At 35.5% G+C, this 26218-nt stretch carries 25 protein-coding genes, 1 pseudogene and 1 riboswitch; of the genes and pseudogenes, 9 read left to right on the top strand and 17 right to left on the bottom strand.

Annotated elements, in window-relative coordinates; all coding sequences use genetic code 11:
* Positions 1 to 47 precede the first annotated feature (47 nt).
* Complete coding sequence (locus J3U54_RS07965) at positions 48 to 2606, bottom strand: sigma 54-interacting transcriptional regulator (RefSeq protein WP_267385663.1); 2559 nt, start codon at positions 2604 to 2606, stop codon at positions 48 to 50.
* A 575-nt stretch (positions 2607 to 3181) separates the two neighbouring features.
* Here J3U54_RS07965 and J3U54_RS07960 point away from each other — a divergent pair.
* The 4 genes from J3U54_RS07960 to J3U54_RS07945 all read left to right on the top strand — a co-directional run bounded on the left by J3U54_RS07960 (position 3182) and on the right by J3U54_RS07945 (position 7250).
* Positions 3182 to 4153, top strand: coding sequence for an ABC transporter substrate-binding protein (locus J3U54_RS07960; protein ID WP_267385662.1), 972 nt, complete (start codon positions 3182 to 3184; stop codon positions 4151 to 4153).
* A gap of 397 nt (positions 4154 to 4550) precedes the next feature.
* Positions 4551 to 5522 carry an ABC transporter substrate-binding protein gene (locus J3U54_RS07955; protein WP_267385660.1) on the top strand — a complete coding sequence of 324 codons (972 nt, stop codon included), beginning with the start codon at positions 4551 to 4553 and terminating at the stop codon, positions 5520 to 5522.
* Positions 5523 to 5551: 29 nt separating this feature from the next.
* Entirely contained in the window at positions 5552 to 6469 is a 918-nt protein-coding gene (locus J3U54_RS07950) for an ABC transporter permease (protein WP_220220687.1), read from the top strand.
* The gene (locus J3U54_RS07945; protein ID WP_103752896.1) at positions 6447 to 7250 is read left to right on the top strand and encodes an ABC transporter ATP-binding protein; all 804 of its coding nucleotides are present in this window, start codon (positions 6447 to 6449) and stop codon (positions 7248 to 7250) included. The genes J3U54_RS07950 and J3U54_RS07945 overlap by 23 nt, the downstream gene beginning before the upstream one ends.
* A 73-nt stretch (positions 7251 to 7323) precedes the next feature.
* Here the strand turns inward: J3U54_RS07945 and J3U54_RS07940 are convergent, their stop codons facing one another.
* From J3U54_RS07940 to J3U54_RS07900, 9 genes are all read right to left on the bottom strand, one after another.
* A complete protein-coding gene (locus J3U54_RS07940) occupies positions 7324 to 8031 on the bottom strand; it encodes a coenzyme F420-0:L-glutamate ligase (protein WP_267385659.1) in 708 nt (235 codons plus the stop codon).
* Between the two features lie 282 nt (positions 8032 to 8313).
* The gene (locus tag J3U54_RS07935; RefSeq protein ID WP_267385658.1) at positions 8314 to 8799 is read right to left on the bottom strand and encodes a TetR-like C-terminal domain-containing protein; all 486 of its coding nucleotides are present in this window, start codon (positions 8797 to 8799) and stop codon (positions 8314 to 8316) included.
* Positions 8800 to 8832: 33 nt separating this feature from the next.
* Complete coding sequence (locus J3U54_RS07930; protein WP_103752893.1) at positions 8833 to 10191, bottom strand: DHA2 family efflux MFS transporter permease subunit; 1359 nt, start codon at positions 10189 to 10191, stop codon at positions 8833 to 8835.
* A 727-nt stretch (positions 10192 to 10918) separates the two neighbouring features.
* A complete protein-coding gene (locus J3U54_RS07925; protein WP_103752892.1) occupies positions 10919 to 11677 on the bottom strand; it encodes a sugar phosphate isomerase/epimerase family protein in 759 nt (252 codons plus the stop codon).
* Positions 11661 to 12338, bottom strand: coding sequence for a bifunctional 2-keto-4-hydroxyglutarate aldolase/2-keto-3-deoxy-6-phosphogluconate aldolase (locus J3U54_RS07920; protein WP_103752891.1), 678 nt, complete (start codon positions 12336 to 12338; stop codon positions 11661 to 11663). Before J3U54_RS07920 ends, J3U54_RS07925 begins: the two co-directional genes overlap by 17 nt.
* A gap of 14 nt (positions 12339 to 12352) precedes the next feature.
* The gene (gene hxlB, locus J3U54_RS07915) at positions 12353 to 12910 is read right to left on the bottom strand and encodes a 6-phospho-3-hexuloisomerase (RefSeq protein ID WP_267385656.1); all 558 of its coding nucleotides are present in this window, start codon (positions 12908 to 12910) and stop codon (positions 12353 to 12355) included.
* Entirely contained in the window at positions 12900 to 13532 is a 633-nt protein-coding gene (locus J3U54_RS07910; RefSeq protein WP_103752889.1) for an orotidine 5'-phosphate decarboxylase / HUMPS family protein, read from the bottom strand. The genes hxlB and J3U54_RS07910 overlap by 11 nt, the downstream gene beginning before the upstream one ends.
* Positions 13510 to 14490, bottom strand: coding sequence for a sugar kinase (locus tag J3U54_RS07905; protein WP_220235104.1), 981 nt, complete (start codon positions 14488 to 14490; stop codon positions 13510 to 13512). The genes J3U54_RS07910 and J3U54_RS07905 overlap by 23 nt, the downstream gene beginning before the upstream one ends.
* An 18-nt stretch (positions 14491 to 14508) precedes the next feature.
* Positions 14509 to 15798 carry a gluconate:proton symporter gene (locus tag J3U54_RS07900; RefSeq protein WP_103752887.1) on the bottom strand — a complete coding sequence of 430 codons (1290 nt, stop codon included), beginning with the start codon at positions 15796 to 15798 and terminating at the stop codon, positions 14509 to 14511.
* A 223-nt stretch (positions 15799 to 16021) separates the two neighbouring features.
* On the opposite strand from J3U54_RS07900, the gene J3U54_RS07895 reads away from it, so the two are divergent.
* Entirely contained in the window at positions 16022 to 17017 is a 996-nt protein-coding gene (locus J3U54_RS07895) for a LacI family DNA-binding transcriptional regulator (protein ID WP_103752886.1), read from the top strand.
* A gap of 645 nt (positions 17018 to 17662) precedes the next feature.
* Here J3U54_RS07895 and J3U54_RS07890 read toward each other — a convergent pair.
* Both J3U54_RS07890 and J3U54_RS07885 read right to left on the bottom strand, forming a co-directional pair.
* A complete protein-coding gene (locus J3U54_RS07890) occupies positions 17663 to 18124 on the bottom strand; it encodes a DeoR/GlpR family DNA-binding transcription regulator (RefSeq protein ID WP_228706358.1) in 462 nt (153 codons plus the stop codon).
* A 106-nt stretch (positions 18125 to 18230) separates the two neighbouring features.
* A complete protein-coding gene (locus tag J3U54_RS07885) occupies positions 18231 to 18404 on the bottom strand; it encodes a DeoR family transcriptional regulator (RefSeq protein ID WP_103752884.1) in 174 nt (57 codons plus the stop codon).
* Positions 18405 to 18506: 102 nt separating this feature from the next.
* Between J3U54_RS07885 and J3U54_RS07880 the strand changes: the two are divergent.
* The 4 genes and pseudogenes from J3U54_RS07880 (at position 18507) to J3U54_RS07870 (ending at position 21233) form a co-directional block, all read left to right on the top strand.
* Positions 18507 to 19312 (top strand): annotated as a pseudogene (locus tag J3U54_RS07880) (class II fructose-bisphosphate aldolase).
* Between the two features lie 307 nt (positions 19313 to 19619).
* Positions 19620 to 19841, top strand: coding sequence for a PTS sugar transporter subunit IIC (locus J3U54_RS07875; protein ID WP_217349843.1), 222 nt, complete (start codon positions 19620 to 19622; stop codon positions 19839 to 19841).
* Positions 19842 to 20044: 203 nt separating this feature from the next.
* Positions 20045 to 20224, top strand: coding sequence for a PTS sugar transporter subunit IIC (locus J3U54_RS09155; protein ID WP_103752920.1), 180 nt, complete (start codon positions 20045 to 20047; stop codon positions 20222 to 20224).
* Entirely contained in the window at positions 20154 to 21233 is a 1080-nt protein-coding gene (locus tag J3U54_RS07870) for a PTS system mannose/fructose/sorbose family transporter subunit IID (RefSeq protein WP_267385655.1), read from the top strand. Before J3U54_RS09155 ends, J3U54_RS07870 begins: the two co-directional genes overlap by 71 nt.
* A gap of 928 nt (positions 21234 to 22161) precedes the next feature.
* Here J3U54_RS07870 and ribH read toward each other — a convergent pair.
* The 5 genes from ribH to J3U54_RS07845 form a co-directional block, all read right to left on the bottom strand.
* Positions 22162 to 22635, bottom strand: a complete 474-nt coding sequence (gene ribH / locus J3U54_RS07865) for a 6,7-dimethyl-8-ribityllumazine synthase (protein WP_267385654.1) — start codon at positions 22633 to 22635, stop codon at positions 22162 to 22164.
* Between the two features lies 1 nt (position 22636).
* On the bottom strand, positions 22637 to 23863 hold the full coding sequence (gene ribA, locus J3U54_RS07860; protein WP_267385653.1) for a GTP cyclohydrolase II: 1227 nt from the start codon (positions 23861 to 23863) through the stop codon (positions 22637 to 22639).
* An 11-nt stretch (positions 23864 to 23874) separates the two neighbouring features.
* Complete coding sequence (locus J3U54_RS07855; protein ID WP_103752879.1) at positions 23875 to 24480, bottom strand: riboflavin synthase; 606 nt, start codon at positions 24478 to 24480, stop codon at positions 23875 to 23877.
* A complete protein-coding gene (ribD, locus tag J3U54_RS07850) occupies positions 24481 to 25536 on the bottom strand; it encodes a bifunctional diaminohydroxyphosphoribosylaminopyrimidine deaminase/5-amino-6-(5-phosphoribosylamino)uracil reductase RibD (RefSeq protein WP_267385652.1) in 1056 nt (351 codons plus the stop codon).
* 113 nt (positions 25537 to 25649) lie between these two features.
* A riboswitch (FMN riboswitch) is annotated at positions 25650 to 25786 on the bottom strand.
* 80 nt (positions 25787 to 25866) lie between these two features.
* Positions 25867 to 26070, bottom strand: coding sequence for a hypothetical protein (locus J3U54_RS07845; protein WP_103752878.1), 204 nt, complete (start codon positions 26068 to 26070; stop codon positions 25867 to 25869).
* Between the last annotated feature and the right edge of the window lie 148 nt (positions 26071 to 26218).

Below are 26218 nucleotides of genomic sequence, written 5' to 3'. Positions count from 1 at the left end.
GAAGTGTTTTAGTTTTAAACACTTCTTTTAGGCAATATTAAACACTTCTAGATGAACTGTTTAAACAATTCATACAATAGCGATATTTCATAGGTAGAAATTTTAATATTATATTTTAATTCGATTGGTTGAAAAATACTTTTAGTTATTTCAAAAAAGGCCTTCTCTTTTGCAGATTCCGGTTCAACTTCGATCTTACCAGTATTGTGAACCATCAACCGCTCAATCATCAATGCAATATGCATATAAAGATTTAATTTGACCTTGCCATCTAACTTAAGATTATAAAAATCCTCGTACTTTTTATTAATCGTCTCAACTTCACCCAAAACCACGTCTGGATTTAAAAAGCTCAGCCGCTCAGAAATTCCTTCTTTAGAAAAGAAACGCAACAACTCATTATTGAATTGGTCAAGTTCCTGTTGATTTAAATATGGCGATAGCCAATGCTTCAACTTGTTTTCACCACTTGAATCCAAAATATCATAAAGGTTCATATGGTTAAATTCCACTTTTTCAGTAATGTCAATCGTTGTTAAAACAAATAGGGTCTGCTTAAAGTACGCCCACTTTTGATTTTCAATTTTTTCTTTTAAATCATTGTAGCCCAGCGGAATTACTTTGAGATTGACCGGTAAATATTTTCGCAAAAGGTCACTGATTTTTTCAGCTATTCCTAACCCCGAAATACAGGAAACCAAAATATTAACCGACTGCGAGAACCCTTCATAGTATTTAACCCCTATCTCATAGTCTTGCTCGGCCTTTTCGGCTATTTGTTTAAACGGCAAATTCTGTTTCATTTTTAAGCCTAAATCTAGTGCCGTTAAAGTCGTCAGATTATTGACTACCAATAAATCACCATCTAGTTGAGAACTAATCTGAGAATAGAGCTGGCTCAATGACCCCATATCGACCATTAAAATGAAGCCGTTAGTAGTGTTAAAGCTAGCAATTAACTTATTAGCCTCACCGGCAATCGTTGCAATATTAGCATCAATCGGCATATCAATTGCATCAAACACATAATTACCGCAAAGCGAATTAATTACTGCCTGAATACTAGTTGCCGTATTTTCTCCGTGAGCAACCATCAGTCCACGCAACTGGATTTTTTCATCAACATGATCACTAAGTAAAATTGCAAACAAATAAGTTAGGCTGATTTTACTTTTGGGATTTAAAACTGGCAGCTCTTCATAAAATTTTTCAGCTACATGGAGCGAGCGAGGTAAATGCTCTGCAATCACTTCACCTAAACGGGGTAGATCATAACTTAAGCGGAAATGATGCTCATATAGCGCATAAATAATCGGCTCTAAGTACGCTGTTTTTGCTAAACCGTATTGCTTTTCAATTATTTTTTGAAATAAATATTCATGTTGAACATGTAAGCCTGAATTTAGCGACTGCTTATTGATAAATTGGTTAATTGCTTGAATCTGCAGTCGACACTTATTTAAATTAGCTGTCGAATAGTCCGTCAACAATTCCTTTAACGAAGAAATGATGTTGGTTAATTTGCGCGTCATACTGTAGTTGGAAGGTAAAAAGTGCTGGCCACGCGGCTCGACACTAATTGCGCCGTAATCCTTAAAACGGGGCAACTGGTCAATCTGCAAATCCTTTAAGTGCAGGACGATTTCCTCTTCGCTGCTACTGTCTTGGTAAGCAGCGGCACAAGAAACTTCAATAACATTTTTCAAATAGCCAATATTACCCGGATGCTTGAGCTGTACCAGAGCAGAGGTAACTTGCTTATCAACAATTATTTTTTTAGCAATTTTTTGAGCTTCGGCATGAAATAATGAGTTAATCAATTCCAACCGCTCATCCACTGGCCGCTCAATATAATCTGGCAGATTGACCCTAACCGGAATTCGCCGTAAAAAAGTGGGCAATAAGACTTGCTCAGGATTTTCCGTAGTCGCCATTATGATGCGCACTTTTGCTTTTATCGGGTGAACGTTGTCACCCATTTTATAAAATTGGTGCGAATCAATAAAACTAAACAATTTTTCCTGATTTTCATTGCTTAATCGATGGACTTCATCCAAAAATAGGTAACCACCATCGGCCTGCTTTAGCAGACCATCTTTTTCGGTATCCGCACCGGTAAAAGCGCCGCGAACATAGCCAAATAGCATACTAGAAATTAGTTCTGGATTATTGGCATAGTTGGCACAATTTAAGACAATATAAGGAGCTTTTTGTGCAATTACGCCACTTTTTTGGGCGTAAGTATACAATTTGCTGGCTAAATAGCTTTTACCAACACCAGAATTCCCAGTGATTAAAACGTTCAACCCATCAGGAGGATAGGCGGCAGCGGCTGATAATTGCTGGATTGTTTTCTCAAGTGAGCCGTGACCACCAATAATTCCACCAAAAAAATCAGAATTAGTTTCCCTAGCAGCAATTTTTTGCCACTTAACAGGCCTATCGGCTATTTTCTTTACTTTCTTCTCTTTCACAAGCTGATTAAGATAATGGCTAACAACTGATCTTGACAACTGCAAATGCTGCGCTAAATCGCTAGTATTAATTGTTTCGTTACCGGATAATTTTTCAATTTGATTTAAAACTCGTTGTTTAGCGCTACTCATCACAATTCTCCCTAGACTAATTTTTTCTTAATTATACCGAATTATAACAACGCTTTCTATATAAAAATAGTTTAAGTTCTAAGTTTTGCAAAAATTAAATTTTTAGCAATCATTGTAAATCGGCTAGTCGTCCTATTACGTAAGGAAAGTTACCCCTTTTTATTTTTTTGGTACGTATTAATTTAAAAAATAACTACTGTTAACAATTAGGTAGTTTTTACCCCCAATTAATACCGAGTAGAAACTAAAAATTTAGTCTTGACTTGTATTTTTTAATATTTTATAATTTTTTCATCAAAGGTTGGAGGTAATTTCAATGATTAAGACTAGAAATCATCAATTACAGCAGAATAACCGTTATTACTATAGCTATTACAGGTAAAGGTTTGGATTCATCACGGTGAGTTCAAACATCAAGGTTTGAATTTATCAGTGATGGCTATAGCTTTTTAAGTATGATTAGCCACACGACTTTCTAAGTGGCTAATCTTGCATTAACAATGAATGATTAATCCCAAGGCAATCTTGTGTTACCCACTTAGAAATGAGTGGGTATTTTTTATTGGAGGAAAAAAATGCATTTAGGTAAATTAATGACAGGAATCAGTCTGGCAGGATTACTTTTATTAGGAGGATGCAGCAGTAAAAAAGCTGACGATAACAAAGCTGTTAAACATGTTGGCGTATTACAAGTAGTTCAGCACCCTTCGCTTGATAAAGCCTACAAAGGTTTTAAAAAGGGGCTGAAAGAGGAAGGTTATGTTGAGGGTAAGAACCTCAAAATTGATTACCAAAATGCTCAAAACAGTCAGGATAATTTAAAGAGCATGAGCGATAAGTTAGTTAAGGAAAAATCTGATTTGATTTTAGGAATTGCTACTCCCGCCGCACAAAGTGTGGCTAACGCTACGCAAGATATTCCGGTAGTTGTCACTGCCGTAACCGACCTAAAGGCAGCCAAATTGGTAAATTCCAATGCTAAGCCTGGTAGAAACGTTACCGGTACTACCGACATGGTTTCAATCAAACGCCAAATTGACCTACTGTTATCAATTGTGCCTAAAGCAAAAACAATCGGGATTATGTACAATGCCGGTGAAGCCAATTCTAAAATTCAGGCGGACATGGCAACTGCAGTTCTGAAAAAGGCCGGAGTAAAGGTGCTGATTAAAACAGCTAATACAACTAATGATGTTCAACAGGTAACTGAAACCTTAGCCTCTAAAGTGCAAGGAATTTTCGTTCCTACCGATAACACTTTTGACTCGGCAGCCTCAGTTGTCGGCAAGGTGGTCAAAGAGAAAAAAGTACCACTAGTTGCGGGTTCAACTGATCAGGTTAAGACGGGTGGCCTAGCATCAATTGGCATTGATTATGAAGCCCTTGGCGAACAAACCGGTAAAATGGCTGCTAAGATTTTGGCTGGCAAAGCAAAACCCGCTGATATGCCGGTTGAAAAAGCCCACTATATGCGTTTAGTGGTTAATAAAAAAATGGCCAAGGCCCTGGGAATTGATCCAAAATCAATCAAGGCTCCCAAAAATTAAGATTAAATAATTAGCCAAGCTCAAATGCCCCTTCTAACAGGATTATTATTGAGCTTACTCACACATAGCTTTTTTATCAGCCAGGTTTTTCTTGACTTTAAAATCTTAATAATTTATAATTTTTTCATCAAGATTGGAGGTACTTTTGATCATGAATATAAATCAAAAATCACAACTGAATAACCGTTATTACTTTAGCTACTTTAGATAGCATTTGAATTCATCAAGATGAGTTCAAATGAAACGCAAGTTTGAATTTATCTATGATGGCTAGAGCGATTTGATTACGGTTAGCCACATAACTCTAAGTGGCTAATCGCAACGATTAATTTACAAAACAATGTTTGTATACCCACTTAGAAGTAAGTGGGTATTTTTTATGGAGGATTTTTAATAGATGCATATTAGAAAATTAATTACGGGACTTGGCTTAGCAGGATTATTATTACTTGGCGGCTGTAGTAATAACAAAAAGAGTGATAGTGGCCAATCTGTCAAACATGTTGGTGTGCTGCAAGTTGTGCAGCATCCCTCCCTTGATAAAGCCTACGAAGGTTTTAAAAAAGGTTTAAAAGAAGAAGGTTATGTTGAGGGTAAAAACCTTAAAATTGATTACCAAAACGCGCAAAACAGTCAAGATAATTTAAAGAGTATGAGCGAAAAACTGGTTAACGAAAAATCAGATTTGATTCTAGGAATTGCTACACCGGCTGCCCAAAGCGTTGCTAATGCCACACAGGATATTCCAACCGTCGTAACTGCAGTAACCGACTTAAAAGCAGCTAAGCTCGTTAATTCAGACGCAAAACCCGGCAGAAATGTTACTGGAACCACTGATATGGTATCAATTGATAAACAAACTAAGCTGTTATTATCAATTGTGCCCAAGGCTAAAACAATCGGCGTCATGTATAATGCCGGCGAGGCCAATTCTAAAATCCAGGTAGATTTAGCAATTAAAGCACTCAAAAAAGCCGGCGTGAAAGTGTTAGTTAAAACGGCCAACACTACAAATGATGTTCAGCAGGTAACAGAAACTTTGGCGGGTAAGGTTCAGGGAATTTACGTTCCAACTGATAATACATTTGCCTCAGCTTCCTCGATTATTGGTAAAGTCGTTAAGGAAAAGAAGATTCCGCTAGTAGCAGGTTCAACTGATCAAGTAAAAACCGGTGGTTTAGCCTCAATCGGAATTGACTACGAAAAACTTGGTGAGCAAACTGGTAAAATGGCCGCTAAAATTTTAGCAGGTAAAGCTAAGCCAGCAAGCATACCAGTTGAAAAAGCAAATGAATTAAAACTAGTTGTTAACCACAAGATGGCCAAGGCTTTAGGAATTGATCCTAAAACCATTAAGGCACCAAAATAAGTTTAGAAAGGCAGCGTGAACGCAAAACAATGTTAAATACTTTTTGGGAATTATTTCTTTCTGCAACTTCACAAGGATTACTCTGGTCACTAATGGCCATTGGGGTTTACTTAACTTTTCGTATTTTAGATTTAGCTGATATGACTGCTGAAGGAAGCTTCCCCTTAGGTGGTGCAATTGCCACAATGTGCCTTGTTAAAGGAGTTAATCCGATTTTAGCAACACTGGCAGCTTTTGGAGGCGGCATGATTGCTGGCCTGGTAACAGGATTTTTAAATACTAAATTACGCATTCCATCATTACTGGCTGGAATTATCACAATGACTGGCCTATACTCCATTACTTCTCGGGTAATGCAAAATGCAGCTAATGTTTCACTATTAGGTAAAGAGACCATTTTTACTATTGCCCAAAACTGGGGCTTAACGAGGAATAATGCTGTTATCGTGATGGGGCTAATTATTGCTTTAGTCGTTATCGGCTTACTGGTAGTATTCTTCCGCACAGAAATCGGCTTAGCGATGCGTGCGACTGGCGATAATCCGGAAATGAGTGCTGCTAATGGAATTAAAACTCAAGGAATGAAAATTCTAGGCTACATGATTTCTAATGCTTGTATTGCCCTTTCAGGAGCACTGCTCGCCCAGAATAACGGCTTCGCAGATTTAAACTCCGGGGTCGGAACCCTAGTTATCGGTTTAGCCTCAATTATTATTGCTGAAGTCATTGTACGTAATTTACCAATCTGGGGTCGTTTGCTGACTTTAGTTCTCGGTGCAATTATTTACCGGTTGATTTTAGCACTAGTTTTCCAGATGAATGTCGAACCATCAGATGCTAAATTAGCTTCGGCTTTGGTCTTAGTTGTTTGCCTAACCCTGCCTAACTTTCACCTACCACGTAATCTAAAAGGAGGAAACAAGAATGCCAGAAGTACTAAAGATTAAAAACTTACACCAAACTTTTGAACGTGGGACTGTTAACGAAAACCGCGTACTACAAGGGATCGATCTCAGCTTAGATGCTGGTGATTTTGTAACGATTATTGGAAGTAACGGTGCCGGAAAATCCACATTATTAAATAGTATTGCTGGCACGATTCCGATCCAAGAAGGACAAATTATCCTGAACGGTAATGACATTACCAAATTACCTGTAACCAAGCGGGCCAAAAATATTAGCCGGGTCTTTCAGGATCCTAAGATGGGAACGGCGGTCAGACTGACGGTTGAAGAAAACTTGGCCTTAGCAATGAAACGGGGCCAACATCGCGGTTTCTTACCAGGAGTTAAAAAACAGGACCGCAAGTTTTTTAAAGAACAATTAGCCCAGCTGAATTTAAACTTGGAAAACCGGTTGGAAACTGAAATTGGTCTTCTTTCCGGTGGTCAAAGGCAAGCAATTACCCTGCTTATGGCAACCTTGCAGCGGCCTGACTTAATTTTATTAGATGAGCATACCGCGGCTCTTGACCCTAAAACTTCAATTACGGTGATGGAACTCACGCAAAAATTAATTAGTGAGCAGCACTTAACGGCATTCATGGTAACCCACAACATGGAAGATGCGATTCACTATGGTAATCGTCTCATCATGCTTCACCAAGGACGAGTCGCTATCAACTTGGCTGGTGAAGAAAAGCAAAACTTAACCGTACCAAAATTAATGGAACTGTTCCAAAAACAAGTTGGTAGTGAAGTTGGCGATGATGCGATGCTATTAGCCTAAATACTAACTAAAAAACAATCTGAACTATATTCAGATTGTTTTTTGTTTAATTTAGCTTTTTTATTTTTATCTTCTAATTTACTATATCTTTAGTCTTACAGCTATCAGACTTTTCGTATTCAAGTCCATGAATACAAGCAAGTGGTATATTCATGCCACGCTGACCCATTACTAACCCGGCTGCAGAAGCTAGCATGTCACAAAGCGTTTCGGCAGTACCATTTTCCTTATTTAATCTTAGTCCATTCAAGCCATACAAACCAACCGCAACTTGGTTCGCACCTTTTTTATCAACCCTGCCATCACTATCAGTAATGATTACGCTTGTTCTAACTCCTAGAATAGCAAAAAATGTATCGCTGATTGTTTTAGCTGTCTTGTCACAATCCTTAGGCAGAGTGATTGCAAAATTATCTTTGCCCTTGTCAACACCAGCGCTGGTCAAAAAGAGACCGTTTGGCAACCAAGCGCCAATATGGGAACCAGATACTTCTAAATGTTTACCTGTTGGATCACCTGTCTGATTAATAATTACCTGAATTAACCTTGCATCCTTGCGTGGAATTTGTTTATGAATTTTTTCGGCTAAAGAAGAAGGCCTTATGGTTTTCAAATCAATAATATTATCTTCTGCAAGTGAACAGATTTTAGAGGCAACGCAAATAATGTCGCCATTAACAATTTTAAAACTCTCTTTTTTTATTATCTCGGCTAAAGTTTTGGGTAAGTCACATGGCGCCGAAATTTGTGGTACATTGTGTAGTCCTTTGATAGTTAACATATTTTATCCTCTTGTTCCTTTGTCTTTTCAGAGGCTTCTTTTTGTTACTTTGAAAAATGAATACTTAAATTATCAAATCCTCGACAAAATTAACTATTGAACTAATCGCTGAATCAAGCCAAAATTCGTACTCATAATTACCGCAAATTTTTTATAAAATGTAGGTAACCTATTAATTTATAGATATGCTTAGCAGCCTTTAAGAGCCAATTAAGCAGTATGCTTGCTTTCTTTTTAACCAGACAAAGGACATAAATAAAAGCTTTTGGTCCGTTTGAGATGTCATTTTTCTAGGCAATGATGGTGAGCGTCAATTACTTCAACAATTTCGGCAACCGGAGCAGCACAATCAGTTTTTAGCCATTCACCAATCACAGCAACAATCCCATTGCGGAAAAAAGTTTGATCAAAATAGATCTTCTGCTGTTTTTGATCAGTAAATCTTTCAGCTAAACCCATTTGTAAATTAAGTTTAAAAAACATCCGGTAAAGATCCTGGTGATCCTTAATATGCTGCAGCAATATGGTAAAGGACGGGTCGCTGATATCATCCTGTAATCGTTGATATTCATCAACCAAATATTCACGAAGCTTGTCTGTCAAATCATAAATATCAATGTAATTATCATAAAAAGATGATCGGTTAATTTGAGCCTTTTGGCAAATCGTTGTTACTCGTAAATCCTGTAATTCATGATCTTTTAGCAGATCGATGACTGCTGCCTGAATTTTTTGCCGAGAGACAGCGCGGCTTCGCTTATTATTCATAAAAATAATTATGCCACAAAAAATGTGTTTCGGTTAATTCTTTTTAAACTTGCATAAACTAATTATTACTTGAATAAGAGCTAATCCTGTCATTACTGCAAACGTGAACTGAATTCCGGCATAATTTGCCGTCACATGTGGGTTATTAAAGTGGGTTGCACTTGTCATTATCTCCATTAAGATAGCTGTTCCTAATGCACCGCTTAGCGTTCTTAAAGCCGTTAAAAGCGCGGTCCCATGGGCTACTTCTTCTTGTGGTAGATTCTGCATCCCCCACGTGACAATTGGCATCATCAGACAGCCAACTCCCAATAACCGAAGCAGATACAGTCCGCCTAATAAAAGCAGCTGACTTGAAGAATTAATTAAAGTTACACCCCAGCAGCTAATCAGTAACATTAAGCTGCCACCAATTGCTAATTTATTGATGCCAAAACGATCATAAAATTTTCCTGTTAGCGGGTTAATTAACGCCATTGCCAACGAGCCTGGCAACATTATTAGGGCTGAAATCACTGCTGATTTTTTCATTACCGTTTGAATTAAAATCGGATAAATGGTTGAGCTGCCCATCATTACTGCATAAAGCAGCATACTAATGATGACAGCTAGGCGAAATTTAGGCTTTTGCAAAATCCGTAAGTTAAGAAAGGGCTCACTGCTATTCAATTGTTTTTTACTAAAAATAGCTAATAAAATAGCCCCGATAATTAGTTCAAACAGGCTAACCATGAAGTTTGTTGCCAGACTGCTCAGACCAAGTAGAACGCCAGTTACCCCGCCCGCACAAAGCAATAAAGAAATGTAGTCTAATGGGATTTTCTCAGTAGGGGTAACATCTTTAACACAGCAAAATGCTAAAATAATGATGATAACAGAAATTACTCCTGCCATTAGGAAAATACTGCGCCAGCCCCAAAAATCAATCACAACTCCAGTTAAAGTTGGCGCAATTACCGGAGCGGCACCAGAGGCGAGTCCCAAGATACCCATCACAGTACCCTGCTTTTCTAGCGGATATAGCGTCATAATGACGACTTGCGTTAATGGCAAAATAATTCCGCTTCCTAAAGCTTGAAAAATTCGTCCCAGCAGCAAAATATTAAAGCTTTGTCCCCACCAACTGATTAATGTCCCCAGTGTAAACAGAATCATTGCTGCTAAAAAGACCTGCCTGGTTGTAAAGCGTTTAATTAGATAGGCTGTCATCGGTACCATAATCGCCATTGTTAAGCTAAATGCACTTGTCAGCCATTGGGCGGTCGCTGCCGATAGTGTTAATTCACGCATTATTTGTGGTAATGCTGTCGTCAAGGATGTCTGTAATAGCGATGTCACTACAGCACCAGTTAAAAGTGTTCCAAAAACTAAATTGGCTTTCTTTGTAGACATATTTGTTCCTCTTTCAAATTTAATTGGTTTTAATTATAGCGACGGTAAAATTGCAAACAACCAACAATTTTTCTTTATTTGTCGGTTAACAGCAGTTTTAGTCAGAGGAACTGATCGCAGAGAATTAGCAAACATTGTCTTCTTTGCATTTCTTTTTGTTTTGCATATTTATTGTCAATTTGTTTAAATTCGGTGCTATAATTAAGGGAAATTTTATTTTAATTCCATAATAAAGGAAATAAAATGGCAGAACGGGAACTTAAAAATTTAGATCAAGATAAGGCCTTGCGTGCAAAAGCACAATAACGCTATTTCAATCAAATAAGATTACCGCTTGCTGCAGCTTTCATTTGCTTTTTAATATGGACATTAATAACTAATATTGGTATGTTTTTTAAAACAATCACGGTTGCCGCATCAGGCTTATTTGTTTATTTTGTGATCTCCGATCCAATGTATTTTACATGACAAATTGAAAAAGCACAGAGAAAAATAATAGTCGAACTAAAAACAGGTTGACAAATTTCACTGATAATTAAACAAACACCTCACATTTAGTAATTTTTAGTATTAAATACCTATTTTATGTCTATAATTACTCCAAATAACTTCTAAAAAGTGATTAATAATTTTAAAGAAAAAAGAACTAAGTCTTCTTAAAAAGAAAAATTTAGTTCTTACTATATTATTTAAGTAATTATCTCTATAGCTAATTAATAATATTAATCTACCTTTTATTGCTAAAGTATTCATGAAATTTTTTCATTTCTTGTCCTATTACCTCATCATCGGGCATGGCAAATTCAAATGCACATTGTGCATCTTTAGGCAAATAACGAATAATAGCTCGCCAATTAAACATCCCTTTATCTAGAGAATCAGTATTTTGCATTTGTCCTTCTTTAGTAAGCATAGGATTCTTTAAATGAATATATGTAACAAATGGTGCAAGCTTTTGAGCTGAAAGGTTAGGATCAAAACCTGTAAAAGCTAAGTTGCCCACATCAAAAGTACAGTTAATTGAATTAAAACCTGCTTTGCGTGCAGCCATTAAAAAATCGTATACAGTATCAGGATTACCACCAATAGGAGTTTGATCATTTTCAATTGTAGTTTGAATTTCTGCTAGTGGCAATATTGATAAATCTTCCTTTAAATCATTATGATATTGATAAAAATTACCTGTACTAAACTTTATTTTTTGTGCACCCAGCCTTCTGGCCTCTTCGTAATATTTAGGTAACTTTTGATTAAACTCTCCTGCTTCATCAAAAATATTATCAGGTACACTATAATTTACTAGTAGCCCTTTTTGTTTAATTGCAGGTGCAAGCTCTTTAATTTCTCGATCTGTATTTTTAAAATACTCTCTACGAATCTCAATTCCATCAGCATTTAAATCTGCAATTCGGTCAACTAAATCAAGCTGACTTATTCCACTTTGAATTTCTTTTTCATAAACTAAAGTATTAATTATTAGTGTCATAATTGTCTCCTCTATTTTTAATGTATTCAATATATTTTTTATGAAATTTATTAGCGTTTTCAGTAACTTTTTGATAATCGTCTTTTTTAGCTGGAGTGACCAAGCTTCCTCCAACTCCAACAACAAAGGCTCCTTTTTTGAACCATTCGATCATGTTAGATAACGAAATTCCGCCCGTTGGCATAATATTTACATCTGGAAATGGCCCATGGATCTCATTAATTATCGACATCCCTACAACTGAACCAGGAAAAGCCTTAATTACATCAGCACCATAGGTTAAAGCAAGTTGTACTTCAGTGGGTGTAAGACATCCAGGTATATAAGGAATCTCATATAGGTTACAAAGCTTAGCAGTTTCTTTATTAAAAGAAGGACTTACAATAAATTTAGCTCCAGCTACAATAGCAAGTCTGGCTGTATCAGGATCTAAAACGGTTCCTGCACCAATAATAACTTTAGAGTTTGCCTTATATTTTTCATTTAATTTCCTTATTGTTATATCGGCATCTGGTGAAGTAAATGCAAGCTCAATCGCATTAATATTACCTTCAATACAAGCTTCAGCAGTTTTATAAGAATTATTTTCGTTATATCCTCTGATTACAGCCACTACTCCTGATTGTCGAACTTTATTAATCAATTCGAATTTTAATAACATAATTTTCCCTCTTATTATTCCAAATTGCTATGCTCTTTTTTCGCTTCTTCATTAGAAATATGATCACGTAAGCTTAATTTTAGACATAAAATATCCAAAACAATATGTGTAGTCTGATCAAATAAGCTACTTAGAAGTTGGATTGATCTAACGCCGTCACCATTTTTTGTAGCGCCAGGAATTATTAGTAAATTACTTGCTAGTTTTGCTAACTGTGAATTCCTATTGCTAGTTACAACAATTATGTTCACCCCCATTTCATATGCTTTTTGTGTTAGGTCTAAGACACTTTTTGTGTTACCAGAACCTGAAACGGATATTAAAATATCTTCCTTTTGAATAGAGGGAGTAATGGTTTCACCTATTACATAAACTTGATAACCAATATGCATTAATCTCATAGCAAAACTTTTTGCCATAAAACCTGATCTACCAAAACCTAAAACAAATATCCTTTTATCTTTCTTAATTGTATTAACTACCTGGTCAATTTGTCTTTCATCAACTTTGTGTAAAACATAATTAATTTCTTTCAAAACCTGATTAATTATGCTTGTTGATTCAGCTTTCATGACTAATAGCCTCCTTAAATTCAAGAGCTTTTTTTATTGGGTTGTCAGCTTTTATAATTTGACTCCCTACAATTACTATCTCTGTTTGGCCTTGCTTGACAAGTAGCCTGGCTTGTTTCAAATTTATTCCTCCAGCAACTGCTATACTTTGAATATTTGGGTATTCTTTTTTAAATTGCATAATTTCTGTAGTAATTGCAACTGTTTTATGTTCGTCATGTGAATTATGCAAATTATAAATTGCATTAGGATAATTAGCTATTTTTCGAACTTCACTGTAATTAAGTCCCATCAAATCAATTAGCATTTTTTTATTTTTTTGTTGTGCAATTTGATATGCTAAATCAAGTGTTACTTTATTTGCTGATCCCATTATTGAAAGTATGTCAGCACCGGCATTAAATCCTTGAGTAAATTCATATTCACCTTCATCATTTGTTTTAATATCCATCAATAATAGACTTTTTCTTAAGCTAATTCTTTTACTTTTTAATGCGTATAGACCATAGTCTTTTATTAGCGATGTACCTAATTCTATGATATCAGCTATACCATCCAAACGTTTTACTAAATCGATCGCCTCATCTAGTTTTACACGATCAATTGCAACTTGTAGCTTCATCTTCAGAGAATCCTTGTTTTTCGTAGAAACGTTTTAATTCCTTTACAGTAGGATAACCATCATTATCTCCTAAGGTTTGAACTTGTAAACAACCAACCGCATTTCCACGAACAGCAGCTGATTTCAAACTTTTACCTTCAAGCAGGGCTGTAATAAGTCCTAATGCAAAACCATCTCCTGCACCGACCGTATCAATAACTTTAGTAGCCTTAAAACCAGGAACAGTGTATTTTTTATTTTTGCTAGTTTTGACAAAAACACCTTGCTCTCCTAGCTTAACCATTACTGCTTGTGTGCGTTTTCCTCTCAAATAAAAGTTAGCAATTTCTTCTGGACTATCGGTGCCGACTAAAATTTTGCCTTCTTCAATTCCTGGTAAAACAATATCAGCCATCCCTGCAAGTTCATTAACAGTTTCAATCATATATTCTTTACTTTTCCATAAAGATGGTCTTAGATTGGGATCAAATGTAATAAACTTATTTGCGTTAATTAATTTTTGATAAAATACCCTAAATGTATTTTCTGCTATATCTGATATTGCTGGGAAGATACCAGACATATGGGCTATTTTGACATTACTTAGATCAATTTTATCCAATTGATCTTCCTTAAGATGACATGCCGCGGAATCATGCCGATAGTTAACTACCACTGGATCCCCGTGTGTTACTAATTGCTTCATTTGATGACCTGTATAGTAATAGTCATCATAGCTAACATACTTCGTTCCAACATGACATGCATCAATTGTTTTCTGTACGAATTTTCCCATTGGATCTTGACCAACCCGAGTTACATATTCAACTGAATGTCCTAATCTTTTAACACCAATTGCTACATTCAATTCAGCTCCACCCATAATTTTATGAAACTCTAATGCATCAGTTAATGAAACATCAGGTTCTTTTGAGCAAAACGTAACTAATGGCTCACCAATAGTGATTACTTCTGACATAATTTTCCTCTTTTCCTCTTATCCAAAAAAGTAATAAACAAGAATTTCATTAATAATTGAGACAGCCCACATTACTGGGACACCATATTTAAGAAAATCTCTTGACTTTACTTTCATATAATCAAGACCCCAAACATTCCAAGACTGTGTTATATCTACTGAAACAGCCATTAAAGTTGGAACATAGAGAAGGGGTAATAAAAAATTGTCACTAAATAAACCTGTACCATATAATACTGCTGCAGTTGCAGCTCCCGCTCCCCAGACATGTAAAGGACCTCTGAATAAAGCGAGGGGTGCTAACACTCCTAACGCTAAGCATAAAATTAAATGTTGGTGAGGTAAAACTGCTGCTAAAACGGGCTTAAATTTTGCTGCATTTAGCGTAGCAGCACCGGTAAAACATTCTAATGACATCAAAAACATAATAAGGCCAGCAATATCACTAATTGCATGCGCAATAGAATCATTTAAAAATTTAAGACCCTTTTTATAGTTTTTAAATTGACCAGTTGAAAAAATTGCTACTATACTTGCCAGCGTGAGTGCAGGAACTGCATCCCACTTAAATAACATATTCATTGCAACTGGAAGTATAGGAATTATATAGGTTAATTTTGATACTTTAATTACTTTATTATCAGTTCCTTCAGCACCTATTATTTCTAAATTTTTATCAGCATTGGCTCCATCAATTTTTTTTCGATTAAAAAATAAAAATATAATAATCGCTATTAATTGAACAACTGCAGCACATATGCCAAACATGATATATTTACTGTCATAAGTAGCTTTTGGGGCAAAAGCTTTCATTTGATTGTAAAGAACCACGTTAATATACATTGGAGCACCTATTGCCATTGAGAAAATGGTTAAAGCTAAATCACGTGGCAGTCCTAATGACAAAAGAATTGGTAAAAGAATTACACCGATGGCAATTACAGATCCAACTCCATAGGCACTAATAAAAATAAACGCTGTTACCAATATAACTAAAATTGTTGCTAATATAGGCTTTTTCTTACCAATAGACTTTGTCGCTTCTGATATTGCAGGTGCTATACCACTATCAACCAGTACGCGTCCAAACCATGAACCGAATACAATATAAATTATTGTTGGTCCATAGTTTAATGCGGGTTGTGCAAATACTTTATTTATTGCTTCATTAAAAGGTATTAAGCCAATTATGCACCACAAAATTGCCATCACAAAGAACCCAATCATTAGATTTCCGCCCTTTAAGATATACCAGATAAACAAAGCAAAAGTTACTAATAACAAAATGGCTATTATTGAAGAGTTCATTACTTTTCTCTTTCTACTATTACTTAACTTTTAGATTCATATTTCCCATATTCGAAACTCAGGGTAACCGGTTACCTTTTTAATATAGATCTTAAATATGATATTTGCAAGCGCTTTTTAATAATTACATATAGTATTAATTATATTTTATGTAAAACATTTTAAAATTGAGTAAAATGATATACTATTATTTAAAGAAATCTAAAAAAGAAGAAAAACTAATATGAAAAAAGCAACAATTCGTAATGTAGCCGAACTAGCTGATGTATCTATTGCATCTGTATCAAGATATTTAAATAATAAATCAGAAGGTCATTTATCTAAGGAAAAAGCGTATTCAATTGAACAAGCAATTAAGAAGCTAAAATATATCCCAAATTTAGCTGCAAGACAAATGGCTACAAATCGCAGTAAAACGATTGCTGTTGTAGTTTCCAATATTGATGATTATTTTTCAACTGAACTATTTAAAGGTGCTTCTAATATTTTACATGTGAAGGGATACGAAGCTTTCTTATTAGACACCAACTCTGACCAAAGTCAGGAAAAGGAATTAATTAAAACAGTTAGTAGTAGTTTTTTTGATGGTCTTCTTTTTCAACCTTTAAGCAGCAACATTAAGACTATTTTATCTGAATTTATTCATGATATTCCAACAGTAATTCTAGACAGAAGACTGTCATGTACACGATGGCCTCAAGTAATTTCAAACAATATTGAAGTATCAAAGAATGCTACAAAATATTTCTTAAATAAAGGTTGTGATGATATTCTAATTTTGTCATCTGAATTAAAAATTGCATCTACTCGTCGAGATCGTTACAGTGGTATTTGTTCAGTGGCAAACCCTAGACAAATACATTTAATTCAAATAGATGAAGAAACATATAATCATATTGCCATCAAAAAGAAAATTGAAATTTTTTTACATGAACAAGAAAAATATAAGAAAAAAACATTAATTTTTTCTTTTAAAGAAAGATGGCTTTTAGAATTTATTCCAATGTTAATTGCTGATGGCTTTTTAAATACTAATTCCGTCTATGTTACGGGGTTCTCTGATACTAAGTTAGCACATTTATTTCTTCCTGCATCAAAGTTAATTTCGCAAAACCCCTATTTAATGGGAGCAAGTGCTGCGGAGACCTTACTTAAACTCTTAAACGGAAAAACTAAAAAGACTAATTTTAAACCTCTTATTATCCCTGCTAAATTTTAAACTTACTTTTCTGCTAGAAAAAAGTCTCAAACATCCATCCGTTAACAATTATTGATAATTAAAATCTTTGCGTGCTTAGCTTCAATTTAATCGCATCTAAACTTAGCTAACATTCAAAACCAATTTGCTTTATAACTATTGTTTAACTAGCTACGTTCAATTGCTATCAAAAAAGATTATACTTTTTACCAGCACAAATTTTATTCCGCCAATGTTGCTTTATCTATTCTTGTTGGCATTATACTCAAATCAAGATAAGACACTTAACATTTTGCTTATTATTTTATATATATAAAATGATATTTAAAGTCAACAAGTTATTTAAGCTTATTTTGTCATTTATATTTTTAATAACTTTCCTACAATTAAATATTCTAATTTCGTTATATTTGTACATTATAGTATTTTTATGACAAAGCTAATATATCATTCCATGTTTCTTAGAGAATTTATTCATTTAATATAAAACCTGTATGTAAATGTTTTAAAAAGACTAAATAGGAATAATTTCAAGCCTTTTTCTAATGCTTTCATATACTGATTATTGCTCTAAAATTTAAGTATATATATTGCTCTTATTAATTTGTTCAAATAATTTTTACTTCGAAACATACCTTTTTAAAATTATAACAAGAGCTTATTACATTAATAAACAATCTCAACACCATTTCGTTCGAAAAATTCATTGTATTGTTTATCTGGCTTCTCATTTGTCACAACTGCTGAAATTTGGCATAATTCACAGTCTTTATATGGCAAGGCTTGTCCAAACTTTGCACTATCAACTAACAAAATAGACTTCTTTGTTCTTTTTATTAGAGCACGCCTTACATTTGATTCAGACTCAACTTTGTCAGTAACACCATATTTTAAACTCACACCACGGCAAGACATAAAAGAAATATCAAAAACAAAGTCCATTAAATACTCAACTGTACTCATACTACTCGTATAAGTATCAATCATGTTTCCACCAATAATACTAATTTTATTTTGCGTGTGTAAATTCAAATAGATTGCTGTTTCTAAATTGGTTGTTACTATATTTAAATCCTTAAAAGTTCCTAAACAACGAGCAAGAATATTTGCAGTGCTGCTGTTATCTATAAAAATATTTTTACGACTTTAAGCATAAACAGAAGCCAACTGAGCAATATATTTTCTCTCTCTTAAATTAAGGTGTTGTTTAATTGTCGTAGGTGTCTCTATCTCATTAGCGTTTAATTACTCCACCATGAATGCGCTTAACCAAGCCTTTACTTGAAAGCTTCTTTAAATCTCGTCTAACTGTACTGGGACTATAATGAAGAACTTTCGAAAGTTCATCAATCGTTAAGTAATTTTTCTCTTTTAAAAGCATTAATAAATATTCTTGTCGTTCATTCATATTAGATCTCCATAATTAAAAATGATTGAAATACTAACTAAATAAATTACGATAATAATGTAAGCAAATACAAATAATTTATATTTTAAATGGAGATTTCAAATGACATTAGTAACTTTAAACGATATCTTACCTAAGGCTAAAAAGGAAGGCTATGCGTTAGGCGCATTTAATTATGCAGATCTTAACACTGCACGCGGTATTGTGAACGCAGCTAAAGAAACAAATTCATCCGTAGTATTACAAATCGCCGAATCACATTTTCCTTACCCGCCTTTAAGAATTGGTGGGAAATTTGCACTAGATTTGGCAAAGCATGCCAGTGTACCAGTAGTCGTTCATCTTGATCATGATACTGATATTAAAACTTGTATTGAAGCGTTAAAAATGGGTTTTAGTTCCGTAATGCTAGACTTTTCATTGAAAAATATACATGAAAATATTGTTGGAACAAAAAAGATCGTCGAGTTTGCTCATGACCTTGGTGCCAGTGTTGAAGGAGAAGTTGACGTAATGACACATGATGGAGGAGATGGCAAACCTGATTATAGTAACTTGATAGATAATTATACTACTGTTAGTGAAGCAAAAAAATTTTATGATCAAACTGGTATAGATGCCATGGCCATTTCATATGGAACTGTTCACGGCATTTATCGTGATAAGCCCATCTTAACTTTAATCGTCTAAATGAAATCTCACATGCAGTACCTGTACCACTAGTTGTCCATGGTGGTTCAGGATTAAGTGATAAGGAATATCGTAATTCAATTAAAAATGGTATCAGTAAAATTAATTATTATTCCGTAATGTCATTTAACATTACTAAAGGTTTAAGAAAACATCTAGATAGTAAAAAACTCAACAGATATTTTTATACGATGTTGACACAAAGATTATTGGATTAGTTAAACATGATATTAAACACAAAGCATAATTAGAGAAGTGATAATGTAGTTGTTAACCAAGTTAAAGATGCTAATCGTATTTATCAAGGTTTACAAGGAAAGAGAATAGAACGAATAAATATCGCTAATGTTGGTCGCTTTGATGGAATTGAAAAAAAAAGAAAGAACTATCTGACTCTATTTTACTTACTAAAATAGACCAACAAGCTGTACAAGTACTTTTCAAAATAAATGCTAACTTAGTGCACCAAGTTGTTCCAACTGATAAAGCAGAAGACTTTGAAAAATTATTAAAGGAGCAATAAAAATGACTAATACTATAATTATAGCCGCTTTTCTTTGCGGTCTAGCTGAATTTATCTGTTATGGTGGAAATTGGTTACTAGGACAAAATATGGCAGATCAACCTATTGTAGTTGGAACTTTGGTGGGATTATTCTTAAGCGATTTACAAACTGGAATTATTTTAGGTGCAATGCTCGAAGCAACCTTTATTGGTGCAGTTAATGTTGGGGGCTGTTTCACTTAATCCTTCAGTTGCTACAGTTTTAGCTGTAGCTTATGCCATGATCGGTGGCGGTGATACTAAGGCATCTATTGCTTGGAGACTTGTTAGAAGTTGGAACATATGTTTTGTTTTCTTTAGTACAAAATTCGTGGACAGATGCTGCAGACAAGTCTAATGAAAGAAAATTAATTTGGCTTCATTATAGCATTTGATTTTTAAGATCTCTGATCTTTTTTATTGCAATCTTTATTACAATTTTAATTGGTGTAAAACCTGTTGCTGCTTTTATTAAATCACTTCCAGCATTTGTTGAAAATGGTTTAGGACTAACTGGTGGACTTCTTCCAGCTGCAGGTTTTGCAGTGCTTCTTAGGCAAGAAACTTGCTGTATGGTATTTTTTTAGGCTTTATTTAGTTGAATATGTTAGATTACCACTATTAGTTGTCGGTATTGGTGGCTTAGTCTTTGCTGTTGTCTTTGCCTTTTATGACAAGGAAATTTTTGATTTAAAGCACCGCAAGGTAACTTCAAATACGAATAATAAAACTTCATCCACAGATAAAAAATTATTACTTAAGCTTTACCTTAGATCTCTAACTATCGACGCTCCATTGCAATATGTCAACGAATATAGTTCGGGTTTTAAATACTCAATTTTGCCTTTCATTGATCACTATTATAAAAACGGTTTTGAAGAAAAAAGACAAGCATTTGAGCGATACATTTTTTATAATATTACTCAATATATTGGAACTTTTTGTCAAGGTTTAGTGGCATCGATGGAAAAACAAGCTGCTGAACATGAAGATTATGATGTTTCTTCAATTAGTGCTGTCAAAGCTAGTCTAATGGGTCCAATGTCCGGAATTGGTGATACATTATTTTGGGGAATTTTAAGAGTCATTGCTGCTGGAATCGCAATGACATTTGGAATGCAAGGAAATGTTCTTGCTCCAATCGTATTTTTATTAATCTATAATATTCCTGCACAATGGTGTAGTTGGGAAATGACCAAACTAGGCTTTTCAGTTGGTTCTGAGCATATCACTGAAATGTATTCTTCAGGCTTATTGAACGTCTTTACTAAAGCTGCACGAACGCTGGGATTAATCATGTTAGGAGGTATGACTAGTAGCTTAGTTCAATTCAAAACTAAGTTGATATTTCATGTTGGTGGCGGCCAAGTTATTAATATTCAAAATATTCTTGACTCTTTACTCAAAGGACTAGTACCATTATTAATTACCTTAGGTTGCTACTGGTTAATAGCCAAAAAACATATTAACTTCACGATAGTAATTATCGGATTAATTATTTTTTGTATTTTTCTTAGTGCTCTATGTATAAATCTTAAGTTAATTACTTTCAATAATGTCAGCAATATAAAAATATACTTCTTCAGTCTGTTTTAAATAACCTATGTGGTCAAAGAAACCAAGATCTAATCTGTTTTGTATCATTTTTTTGATACAAACTTTATTTTTAAATAATTTGACAAAATATTTACTGCTTAGCAAAAAATAATCAAATTCAGAATCATTATTTTCTGTATTTATACTTTGAGCTTAGCATTATTTTTTATTGAGTACGCTATTAAGATAGTGTTTATCTAACTGTTTAAGGTTTCAGCCGTATATCATATTTATTTTTATTCCATTAAAGCCATATAATTCATCAGCCACTTGATTCGCTCTTTTTATCGGCCCTGCTATCGCTAGCAGTAATAATAACTCTGACTCTAAAACTTAATTTTGCAAGCACTAATTTTTTAGGCAGTTTTGTTACAAGCATGGGGTAAAGCTATCGCAGTATTATCAGGACTAGCATCTAAACCGTCACTGGTTAAAATAATCCGTTATTAACCATACTCCAATATGCTAGCCAGAAACAACGAAATAGGAATTATTAAAACATTAATTGCGATTATGGCCGAATAACCTATGGTTAAAGTAGCGTCCATCTCAATGATGATATTCTATCCTCACAGGTGCTTTTTCGTGAATTCTTGTTTTACTGAATAAATTGGCGTTAAGCTTTCCATAAACATGAAAATCAATTTTGGCATAGACTTAAGAGTTACGAAAAAGTAAAGTTGTTAGACGAATTATGACGGCAAAATAATTATCATTACCAAATCAAAGCAGATGGCAGTATTGATGATCACAATATTGTCAAACTGACAAAAGCTGGCTTAGATATTGCAGTTGTCGGATTTTTTATTTTTAAAAATAATTTGGCTGGACAGATTGCCAAATTAAAAAGCAAGTAAAAATAGGTCATTTCTCGTTCAGGAGAAATGGCCTATTTAAATGGCGCAAATTAAGTAGTAATGTATTTTGGTTAAATCTGGTTAATCTGTTCTTCTAAGTTCAGTACTTCTAAAACATCAGTTGCACATTCCGCCCCCTTATTGCCGGCTTTTCCACCAGCACGATCGGTGGCTTGTTCAACCGTATCAGTCATCAAAACACCAAACATGACAGGAACTTTACCATTAGCAGTGGCTGCAGCAAGCTGCGCAGTTGTTCCCTCACAAACATAGGTAAAGTGAGCGGTTGCTCCACGAATAACTGCACCCAAAGCAATGATGCCGTCAACTTTGCCACTTTTTGCTAAACAGTTAACTGTCCGGGCAATTTCAAAGGCACCTGGAACATGAACAACTACGATATTGTCGTCCTTAACACCTGACTTATGTAATTGACCGATAGCCCCTTGAAGTAAACGATCAGTCACAACGCCATTAAATTGCGCAACAACAATACCAATTTTTTTATTCTGACCAGCCGCAATATTTCCCGTAATTTCCTTCATTTTAATCAACCTCACTTAATAAATGGTTCATCGCATGTTTCTTAGTTTTCAAGTAATCCCTGTTTTCTGCGGTCATTCCAACTTCGACGGGAATGCGCTTAGTAACTTTTATCCCATAATTTTCCAATTGCTCGACCTTATCAGGATTATTTGTCATTAATTCAACTTCATTTACTCCTTTTTGGCGCAAAATTTCGGCAGCAATGTCGTATCGGCGAGCATCTACGGGCAAGCCCAAATGCTGATTTGCCTGGACCGTATCCATTCCTTGGTCCTGCAATTGATAAGCGCGCAATTTGTTCGTAAGCCCAATCCCCCGGCCTTCTTGCCGCAAGTACAATACCGCACCTGAACCGTTTTGCTCTATTTTAGTTAAGGCCTCAGCTAATTGAGCGCCACAATCACACCTTTTTGAGCCAAATACGTCACCAGTCAAGCATTCACTGTGAAGCCGCAGCAACAATGGGCTTCCTTGCTTAATATCACCCTTGCTAATAAGTAAAGTTGGCTCCTTGTCTGGGTGCTCGCTGTCTTTAAAACCCTCAAGCTGAAAGTGACCATATTTCGTCGGGAAGTCAACTGTAGTAAAAGATTCGATATCTGGCTCTTTTGCTTCATGGTGTTTACGGTACTCAATCAATTCTTCAATGGTTAAATATGGTATTCCCAAGCCTTCTGCTAAGGCCTTTAAATCCTTTCGCCGCGCCATATGACCATCTTTTTTAATACATTCACAGATAAAACCAACTGGGGCCACACCAGCTAAGCGAGCTAAGTCTAAAGCAGCCTCTGTATGACCAGTTCGTTCTAGAATTCCACCTTCTTTAGCTACAAGCGGAAATACATGACCGGGATGGTAGAAATCATCCCATTGACTATCAGGATTAGCCAACTTCTTGATTGTTTTTGCCCGGTCAAAAGCAGAAATTCCAGTAGTAGTTTCCGTTGAGTCAACGCTCAAGGTAAATGCCGTGCCAAAAGTATCATTTGACCCCGTTTCAATCGGTTCAAGTTGAAGTCTATCCGCAAATGCTTTGCTCATCGGCACGCATAAAAGTCCCCGAGCTTTGCTAATCATCATATTGACTGCTTCGGGAGTTACTTTTTCGGCTAAGCCAATCATATCTCCCTCCGATTCACGCTGAGGGGAATCGGCTACAATTACTAATCCACCATTTAGCATGTGCCGTAAAATTTTCTTCATTTTTTGTTCTAATTGTTCGTCCATTTTTTGCTCCATTAAAATTCTTTTTTCCATGCCTGAATTTGCTTTACCGCATAACGTCCAATCATATCCATTTCAAGATTAACCTGGTCATGAACGTGATAATGCGCCAAGGTGGTATTAGCAATGGTATAAGGAATCAGACTTACGCCAAATTCGTCATTTTGTGCCATCGTCACCGTTAAGCTGATACCATCAATTGCCACTGAACCTTTTTCAACTAAATAAGGATCATATTTATGCGGTACCTTAAAACGTAATTCAATTGCATTTTCATTTTCACTTCTACTAATAATTTCTGCCGTAGTATCAACATGACCGGCCACAAGGTGACCATCAAGCTTGCCGTTCAAGGAAAGCGATGGCTCCAAGTTAACTAAACTGCCGTTAGTCAGCTTACCTAAATTAGTCCGTTTCATCGTTTCCGGCATTACATCAACCGTAAATTCATTATTTTGCCAAGAAGTCACGGTTAAACAAATTCCATTAACCGCAACACTAGCACCAAGTGGCAAGTTTTGTTTCGCAATTTCAGCGGCCGAAATGCCTAACTTAGCGTGTTTTTCGGTAATTTCTAACCGAGTGATTTTACCAGTTGCCTGAATTATTCCTGTAAACATTTATTTTCTCCTTGCCGTAATCCGAATATCTTGTCCTAGCTCTTGGACAGCTATTAATTGGTACTCCAATTTTTGTGCAAGTGCTGCACCCACGGCTACAGGCAGAGCGGTTCCGCCCAATACTTTTGGAGCAACATAAGCAACTATTTGATCGGCTAATCCGGCTGCCAAAAACTCAGCTAACAGATTGCTGCCACCCTCAACTAATAGCGACTGAATCTCACGTTCAGCTAAAAGCTCACCAATTTTTTGGGGTGTCCACTTGTGAGCGACAAAGCAATGCACATTGGCCGGGGCCTTGTCCTGTAACTCGGTCTGACTAAGTAGCCAAATGGGACCAGGTAATTTAAACAGATTCTGCGTTAAATCAAGTTGATTTGCATCATGCGTTAAAATGATTCGAATGGGCGGCTGTGGTAAAGCCTGTATTCGTACCGTTAATTGCGGATTATCAATTCGCAATGTGTTCGCTCCAATTAAAATCGCCTGCTGGTGCAAGCGCAGCTTTTGCACATCGTACTGGGCTTTAGGGCCAGTCAAAAGCGTACGCGCTTTTTCAGCACCATTAAGCTTCCCGTCAAGTGACATCGCATATTTCAAGGTTACGAGTGGTCGGTGATGCTGATAAAAGAAGTTATATGCCTCGTTTAGTTTCTCTGTTCCCCCTAGCACCTTGGTTTTAACGCCGTGCTCATTTAAATACTTAATTCCTTTACCAGCCACAATTCCGTGGGGATCAATTTGTCCGATAATCACTTCTTTAATTCCGGCCTCAGCTACTTTTTGGCAGCAAGGCGGCTGCTTACCGTAATGACTGCACGGCTCCAGCGTCACGTAAAGTGTTGCACCTTGAGCTTGTTTGATATCGTCTAGCCGATTAAGTGCATTAACTTCCGCATGCTCTTGTCCAAACTGATGATGATAGCCGGAAGCTAAGACCTGGCCGTTTTTAACAATAACCGCACCAACTAAAGGATTAGTCCATGTCATTCCCAGTGCTTTAACGGCCTCTTTGCTTGCTATTTCCATATAGTCTGTATCCTGCAAAAAATTCACTTCCTAAGCACAAAAAACCTCGTTGATTTCAGAATCAACGAGGCACTAATATTTTCTAATTAAATAAGATTTCAGCGAAGTTTAAAAACAACGCTAAGATTAAATTAGCTTAATTTGTTCTTCTCCCATCCAGACTTTAACTGTCGGTACTAGACTTGCACTAGTTCCACCGCGCGTACGCGGGTCACGGACTTCAACCTCACTGGTTGTCACCGTCGGTAGGGAATTTCGCCCTGCCCCGAAGAAATCGTATTCAATTAGTTACAGAATAATATACTAATTTGATTGCGTCAATAGACCCAGCAAAAAGAATTGAAAAGCTAGCTGCAATTATTCCCGCTTAAGTTTCCAATCCGAAGCTTTAAGAGGGAGATTATTGTTTTTACTAAAATATTTTTTAAAAGCAGTGATAAATTCTAACCTATCTTCATGACGATTACGGTAAATGTCATTTAGTGACATACAAGCCGTCACAAGTAAATCAGTCAAAATAATTATTAATAATCCGATTAAGACGTATAACAGGTAAAGCATGATATTCCCTCCTAAAAGTTTAGCTGTATTACTTATCTAATACAGTACTATCATAATGAATAAATGTCAACGCTTTTCTAAGGCAAAATTAAACTTTTATGATTATTTGACACTTTGGTTTCGCTAAAAAAAGACTATTAACTGTCAA

Source organism: Lactobacillus sp. B4007 (assembly GCF_026535895.1).
GTDB classification, from domain to species: domain Bacteria; phylum Bacillota; class Bacilli; order Lactobacillales; family Lactobacillaceae; genus Lactobacillus; species Lactobacillus panisapium.
This window is presented reverse-complemented; position numbering and strand designations above follow the sequence as displayed.